The 6,028-nt window shown below is 52.8% G+C and carries 5 protein-coding genes, 1 tRNA gene and 2 pseudogenes; 3 read left to right on the top strand and 5 right to left on the bottom strand.

The genetic code is table 11. From position 1 onward, the window contains the following. Nucleotides 1-977 (bottom strand): annotated as a pseudogene (locus HFM78_RS00040) (S-layer protein); the annotation flags it as partial. 194 nt (nucleotides 978-1,171) lie between these two features. Here HFM78_RS00040 and psaC point away from each other — a divergent pair. Continuing rightward, nucleotides 1,172-1,417: a photosystem I iron-sulfur center protein PsaC gene (psaC, locus tag HFM78_RS00035; protein WP_287127365.1), complete on the top strand. Its 246-nt coding sequence runs from the start codon at nucleotides 1,172-1,174 to the stop codon at nucleotides 1,415-1,417. 357 nt (nucleotides 1,418-1,774) lie between these two features. On the opposite strand, the pseudogene HFM78_RS00030 reads toward psaC, so the two are convergent. The 4 genes and pseudogenes from HFM78_RS00030 to HFM78_RS00015 form a co-directional block, all read right to left on the bottom strand. Next, nucleotides 1,775-2,275, bottom strand: a pseudogene (locus HFM78_RS00030) (tetratricopeptide repeat protein); the annotation flags it as partial. A 15-nt stretch (nucleotides 2,276-2,290) separates the two neighbouring features. After that, a complete protein-coding gene (locus HFM78_RS00025) occupies nucleotides 2,291-2,941 on the bottom strand; it encodes a hypothetical protein (protein ID WP_287127364.1) in 651 nt (216 codons plus the stop codon). Between the two features lie 40 nt (nucleotides 2,942-2,981). Next, nucleotides 2,982-4,277 carry a P-loop NTPase fold protein gene (locus HFM78_RS00020; protein WP_287127363.1) on the bottom strand — a complete coding sequence of 432 codons (1,296 nt, stop codon included), beginning with the start codon at nucleotides 4,275-4,277 and terminating at the stop codon, nucleotides 2,982-2,984. 266 nt (nucleotides 4,278-4,543) lie between these two features. Next, nucleotides 4,544-4,615: transfer RNA gene (locus HFM78_RS00015), tRNA-Met, on the bottom strand. Nucleotides 4,616-4,643: 28 nt separating this feature from the next. Here HFM78_RS00015 and HFM78_RS00010 point away from each other — a divergent pair. Beyond that, nucleotides 4,644-5,558: a lipid kinase gene (locus HFM78_RS00010; RefSeq protein ID WP_287127362.1), complete on the top strand. Its 915-nt coding sequence runs from the start codon at nucleotides 4,644-4,646 to the stop codon at nucleotides 5,556-5,558. Then, the coding region (locus HFM78_RS00005) for a glycoside hydrolase family 3 N-terminal domain-containing protein (protein WP_287127361.1) at nucleotides 5,555-6,028 on the top strand (474 nt) is incomplete at its 3' end. The genes HFM78_RS00010 and HFM78_RS00005, both read left to right, overlap by 4 nt.

The raw sequence follows: 6,028 nt of genomic DNA, 5'->3' as shown, positions 1-6,028 counted from the left end.
TTGTAACTGTCAGGGGGGGTACTGGCGACTCGGCTGGGATAGGGGGGCGTACCCAGGGTGAGGACAGCGATTTTCAGTTTCTTATCCTCTAGCCCTGAGCGATTGAGGGTGACACTCACGGCGGGGCTGGTCAGGTAATCCCCGGCTTTGACTTTGTAGGTCCCGGTATAGACGCCCGGTTTGGTCTCTTTGAGGGGCTGTCGCTGGATTAACTCGCCTAGGGAATAGGTAGCCTTACTGCCGGGGGTGCCCTTAGCCGTGATCGTGATGAGTTCGCCCGGTTTGACGGTGCGGTCGCGCGGGGTAATGTCAATAGCCGTCAGGACGGGCGGGATGAGCTTGAGTTGGGCCACGGGCGGGGTGAGCGCGGTAATCTTTTTCTGATAGACCAGGGCCTGATACAACAGGACTATCCCTTCGCCACGGGTGAGGATGTAATCAGGACCCAGTTCTTTCGGGTCGGGGTAATTGATGATGAGACCCGCCTGACCCGCCGCCGCCACAAAGGTCCGGCCCTGACTAGAGACCTGGGCACCGTCCTTGTACAGTCCGGCCCAACGGTCCACGACTTCTTTAGGCGGAGCGGTCAACTTTAGGAGCCGTCCGAATAGGGCCAAGGTCTCCAGGCGGGTGTAATCGCTCTGGGGCTGGAATTTACCGTCAGGAGCCGTCCCCAAGCCCGCCTGGATGAACGCTTGGGCATTCAAGAAGTCGGGGCTATCCTGGGGCAGGTCAGTCAGGGAGACAAACTTACTGGGGTCCGGGCGTAATCCGAAGACCTGGGTGAGCCAAGTGACTAGCTCAATGCGCGTCAAGGTCTTGTCGAGGGGTTCTTGCAGGAGGACTAGCTTATCGCGTTGCTCCAGGACCTCGGCGTAGGGCTTGGTCCATTGGAGGTTGAGGGTCTGGGCAGCGATAATTTGCACTTGGCAGAGGAGAACCAGGCTGAGAGCCAGTTGCCAGAGACGACGGTACATGGGTGCAGGCCGGGAGATGGGCATTGTTGCAGACGTAGGACGAACGGGATGGTTTCATTCAGTTTATCCGTCGCTCCCAACCCCGTAACGGGAAGTAAAGAACTATTACGAACCCTAGAACTAAGTACGGCTGACCGATAAAGTACAAAGTGTAGTAAGAAGTCGCCGGGGATCTGGCGTAGTTGGAGTCTCGCATGAGTCATGCTGTCAAGATCTACGACACTTGCATCGGATGCACCCAGTGTGTCCGGGCTTGCCCCCTCGATGTCTTGGAGATGGTCCCCTGGAACGGAAACCGGGCCGGGTCCATCGCCGCGTCGCCCCGTACCGAAGATTGTGTTGGTTGTAAGCGTTGCGAAACTGCTTGCCCGACCGATTATCTGAGCATACGGGTCTATCTCGGTGCCGAGACTACCCGCAGTATGGGGCTTGCTTACTAACGCTCTCATCTCATACATCCAGGGGGGCTTCAATTGAAGCCCCTTTGTCATGGGTGGCCCCTGCGCCCGTCAGGGTACGGGGGAGCAGCTTTTGCGACCCCACGATCCCAGGAAAAAGCCGGGTGAATCGGGGATAAACGGGACTGAATGCGCGAATAATTGCGTTTATCGTGCGATCTATGAGCTTTATCGTATGATCATTGACGTTTATTGCAGGATCATTGACGTTTAATCCACGATAAAGACCGTTTATCGGACGATCATCGTCGTTTATCGTGGGATCGTCGGCGTTTAATCCACAAAAAACGCCATTTTTTTCAGTTTGGATGGGTGTAACCCGTTTTCGCAACCAAGGAACTACCTCATCGCCCGCACCATCGCCAACCCTTGCCGGGTTCCAATAGTATCGGGATGATCATTCCCCAAAAGTTTCTCCCGGAGTGCAAGAGCCTTGACGAGGAGCGGCTCCGCCTCCTGGTACCGCCCCCGCTCATAGTAAAAAGCCCCAAGATTGTTGAGGCTGGTTGCCACATCGGGATGCTCTTGGCCCAAGAGTTTGCGCCTCAGAGCCAAGGCTTGCACGTACAACGGCTCCGCCTGCTCATACCGCCCCTGGGAATCGTAGAGTGCAGCGAGATTATTGATACTGGATGCCACAGCGGGATGCTCCTCGCCCAAGAGTTTGCGACTCAGAGCCAAGGCTTGCTCGTACAACGGCTCCGCCTGCTCATACCGCCCTTGGGACTCGTACAAATATCCAAGCCAAGCCATATCATTAGCTAGGGCTTGCGTAAAACTTCCATCCTGATGAACTAATACAGCTTGCTGAAAGTATGCTACCGCCTTTTCGGTGTCTCCTCGGTAATCAGCGGACTAACCTTTTTGAGCTTGATTCGCGTAGGAGACACCAGCCCAGTAATACAATTGGCCTAAGTTTTCGTCCCGTTCTTGAGACGATTCCTTTTGTTCGATTAGTCGCTCTAGCGAGGTTATAGACAATAGCGGAATTTCATCTTCTGGTAGCGTGGTGTTAGGTTCTGGTAACTGTTTAATTAAATTATCAGTCGTATCTTGAGGTGGAGCAGTAAATCGGAATACGCCGCTACGCCAACTCCAGAAATCAGGGGCATTTTTACTGAGTTCGGTCAAGAGATTGTGGGATACCCAGAGGACGACGGGGAAGCGAAATACCCGTAGGGCCTCACGAGTCCATTGTGAATAACCAAAAAAGATTTCCCAGGCTGAACGCTCAGCCCCTAACCGCAAAAAGAAAAGTTGTTCCATGCCTAAGACCGTGACGACACTGGGTTCGCCATGACTCAAGGGCGTATTTGCTTCAACGACCTGCTCAAGAGCGGCGCGGAGGTTGGGTTCTTTGGGGTCTAGGGTGATTTGGTGGGTGTGAATGCCTTGTTGACTTAATTCATGTTCATAGCGGCTAATTATTTCTTTGTTAAATCTGACATCATTACAAACAGCAATTAATAGTCCCAGTTGCCCTTGACCAGCCTCGATGCTAACCATGAGGTCATCGTAACTATTTTGGTTCCCGGTGATTTGAGGACTAAGTACCATCAAGGAGCTCCCTGTCGTGCAGGAGACCGACAACTATGGGGTGGACATCGTACCAAATTTCACGATTGCGGTACTCTAACACGTGTAACCCGTGGAGTAACTCTAGAAATTCAGCTTTCTTTGGGTCATCAGGCGCATTATTCTTGTAGGTCTCCGCGAGAATTTCGTAATCTGCTTTCCCCAAAGGGAGCGCGAAATCATTGCGTAGGTTATTCACAGCTTCTTCAAGGATCTCATGGTTAATTTTTAACTGCGTTAGCTCTGGCTCTTGACGAAGTTTCCGTAAACAGATACGACAACACTCCTTGGTCACACGAATCAACTCCCGTAGCACACCTCCGCTATAAATCACCATCTTAGAAGCAGTTTCATCAGCCAAAAGTTCACCGGGAATCCGCTTCTTGATTACTTTGCAGAGCGTGTCGGCGGCACTCTGCACAGGCTGCTCCTCTGGAACGCGCCCCTTTCCTTTTGTAAAAAGCTTGACCACCCTCATCATCACAATCTGGTCGTCCGTCCCCGTCTCGATAATCGGCTTCAAATATTTGTCCCGGAGAGCCGCTGTCGGGATGGTGTAGATTACCTGAAATGAAGGCTGACACAAAGGTTTCAAGTTATCGCGGAAAACCCGGTTGACCACTGACAGGTCCAATTTATCCAAGTCATCAATAATTACCAAAATCTCTTTCTCAGTCTGCCCCCGAATCAAAGCAGCAATCTGGTCAACCCGCGCAATGAGGTCGGTAACTTTACGTTCAAACTCCTGTTTAATTTCATTACGGACCACAGCATCTGCCTTGAGCTTCCCGGAGAATATTTTAAATAGGTCAAATCCTAGATTTACCTCAGCCCCTACGTTCTCAATCTCGGTTTGGGTCTGTTTAGCGAACCATCGATAGATGTTTTGCCTATCCTCATCAGGGATATTTAGACCATTCAACTTAGCTTGCTGCATCAAATTTAGGGCGATGGCAAACAAGATATTAATGTGATTCACATCCGACATTTCAATCGTGTCCGATATGGAAAAAAGAACAATGAAATACTGCTCCTGGTAACGTTGGGTGAATTTAGTTAGTACCGTAGATTTCCCACAGCCCCGATGTCCAGTAAAGATAATCTTACCCGTGCGATTAGGGTCATCTTCAACTAACTGATACAACTCTTCAATTACTTCTTGACCGTACTCCACCCCGAATTCTGCCAACGCCTCAGGTGTGCGTAACGGCAGGAGTTCTAAATTCCGGTAAGCCTCACGAAAGGAGCCAAGAAGTTCTTTTTCCATGCCCAGTCCGCCCAGTTTTTCTTACTTTATCACCTCGGTCCCTTTATCTAAAGTAGGGAGACTAGTTTAGCGTAGATGAATTGCAAACGTTTGTCGGTAAAAAATAAAATATGGGTCTGGACTGCTCTGGGTAAGGGCCAGCCAGTTTGTGCTAGGGCAAGAAGCCAGAATTCCGCTCCAGACGAATGATTTAACTAACAGACGACAAATAATGTTTTAGCTGACAAACAAATAACCGATTCTTTTTCCCATTTGTCTTTATGACATGGCACTGAGTGGATTTGAACCACTGACAGAGCGGGTATGAACCGCTTGCTCTACCGCTGAGCTACAGTGCCACAGTCTCTAAACGTATCACTCTAACGGATGGTAGAGCAAGAGCGGACCCAGGAATTGTACACTGGGACGATGGACCGCCCCGCCCTCCTACTGGTCAATCCCCACGCCCGTCAAGTCCAACAACGGTTGACCGAGGTGCGCAAACAGTTGACTGAGCGGGGTTTTACCTTAATTGAAGAAACTATTCCTGACCCAGCGGATTTACCCAGTCTGCTGGCCCGTTATCGCGAACGGGTGGAATGCGTCATCGTCGGCGGGGGGGATGGCACCCTCAATGCGGTCGTAGATGGACTGGTCGGAGTGGGGTTGCCCCTAGGCGTCCTGCCCTTGGGGACCGCAAATGACCTAGCACGGACCCTAAATATTCCGTTGACCGTACCCGAAGCCTGTCAAGTCATCCAGACCGGACAACCCAAACAGATCGATCTCGGTTGGGTCAATGGCAAGCACTTCTTTAATGTGGCGAGTCTGGGCCTGACGACCCGGATTACCCAACGTCTGACCGGGACCATCAAAAAACGTTGGGGGGTCTTTGCCTACGCGCTGACTGCTTTTCAAGTGGTGGGGCAAGCGCGGCCTTTTCGGGCGGAGGTGCGGGTGGATGGGCAGAGTTTCTCCGTGCGGACGCTCCAGATTGCGGTGGGGAACGGGCGGTATTACGGCGGGGGGTTGACGGTTGCTACGGATGCTGCCATTGATGACCAGCGGTTGGACCTCTACAGTCTGGAATGTAACGCCTGGTGGCAGGTGGTCAGCCTTTTACCCGCGATGAGCCGGGGCGACCAAGGCCGTTCGCCTTTAGTAAGTGCACTCCAGGGTCAGGAGATTGAGATTTTGACCCAGCGGCCCCGCCGGATCTCGACGGATGGAGAGCTAACCGTGACGACCCCGGCTCGATTCAAGGTCATCCCCTTGGCCCTGTCCGTGCTAGTCCCCCAATGACCGTCGGTCAACTGCTGGTCGTCCGTACCAGTGGCTTTGAGCGCGATGAGGACCGCCTGTACCCAGACCGGGAACTGGATTGGGCGGCTCTGACGGAGGCGATTACCCGCTATCAGGTGGGCGGAGTTTTGATTTTTGGCGGGAATGTCAGCGAGACTCCGCGTAAGATTGCCCGTCTCCAGGCCTTGAGTCAGATACCGCTCCTAATCTGTGCGGACCTAGAAGAGGGCGCGGGGCAACATTTTCAAGGGGCGACCCGATTACCTCCGGCGATGGCTCTAGCTCAGGTGGGGGAGGAGGCTTGTTTTGAGGCGGGCCGGATTACCGCATTAGAAGCCCGTGCGCTGGGAGTGAACTGGGTCCTAGCTCCCGTGGCAGATGTGAACGCTAATCCCCGCAATCCCGTCATCAATGTCCGGGCTTTTGGGGAGGATGGGGCGGGGGTGACGGCCTATAGTCTGGCTTTTTGG

Source organism: Candidatus Cyanaurora vandensis (assembly GCF_013285555.1).
GTDB lineage: Bacteria > Cyanobacteriota > Cyanobacteriia > Gloeobacterales > Anthocerotibacteraceae > Cyanaurora > Cyanaurora vandensis.
Note: the sequence above shows the minus strand (reverse complement) of the source record. Positions and strands in the feature narration are given on the sequence as shown.

Coding starts and splice junctions, on each gene's coding strand:
- HFM78_RS00010 (WP_287127362.1), top strand. CDS start 4,644: ATGGTAGAGCAAGAGCGGACCCAGGAATTGTACACTGGGACGATGGAC.
- psaC (WP_287127365.1), top strand. CDS start 1,172: ATGAGTCATGCTGTCAAGATCTACGACACTTGCATCGGATGCACCCAG.
- HFM78_RS00025 (WP_287127364.1), bottom strand. CDS start 2,941: ATGGTTAGCATCGAGGCTGGTCAAGGGCAACTGGGACTATTAATTGCT.
- HFM78_RS00020 (WP_287127363.1), bottom strand. CDS start 4,277: ATGGAAAAAGAACTTCTTGGCTCCTTTCGTGAGGCTTACCGGAATTTA.